Consider the following 486-nt stretch of genomic DNA (forward strand, 5'->3'; position numbering starts at 1 on the left):
GCCCTTCAGGTCGGCGAACGAGTGTATGCTGAAGTCGTCCTCGCGCACGCCCAAATGAAGGGGATATGTGGTATAGCCGACCGCGCCGTACAGGTACTTTTGCGCGCGCTCGGGGTTGTATTCAAACTGGAACGCCGCCACGTCGACTTTGCCCGCCTCCAGCGACAGGAGAATATTGGCAAAACTCTGCGTCTGATACCTGAACGCGAGCTCCGGGCGCCGCGCGTCGATTTCGTCAAACACCGCCTTCTCGAAGCCGGTCAGCTTGTTGTTCCCGTCGAGGTACCAGTACGGCTTAGCCGCCGCCGACGCCCCGACGATGATTTCACGCGGTTTGCCCTTGCTGTTCTTGGCGTTCCCCGCCGCGTTCGCCGACAATGCCGCCGCGAATGCCAGCGCCGCCGCGATGATTCTCTGTTCTGCTTTCATATCATAGCCTCCATCAAGCGCCTTGCGCGCGTTTTGTTGCTGCCCCGTACCGAAAGG

1 protein-coding gene is annotated in these 486 nt (G+C 60.5%); it reads right to left on the reverse strand.

The window, feature by feature from the left end; genetic code table 11:
* The coding region (locus tag AWU74_RS07985; RefSeq protein WP_162505079.1) for a transporter substrate-binding domain-containing protein at positions 1–429 on the reverse strand (429 nt) is incomplete at its 3' end.
* Positions 430–486 lie beyond the last annotated feature (57 nt).

It is taken from the genome of Treponema endosymbiont of Eucomonympha sp. (assembly GCF_001028545.1).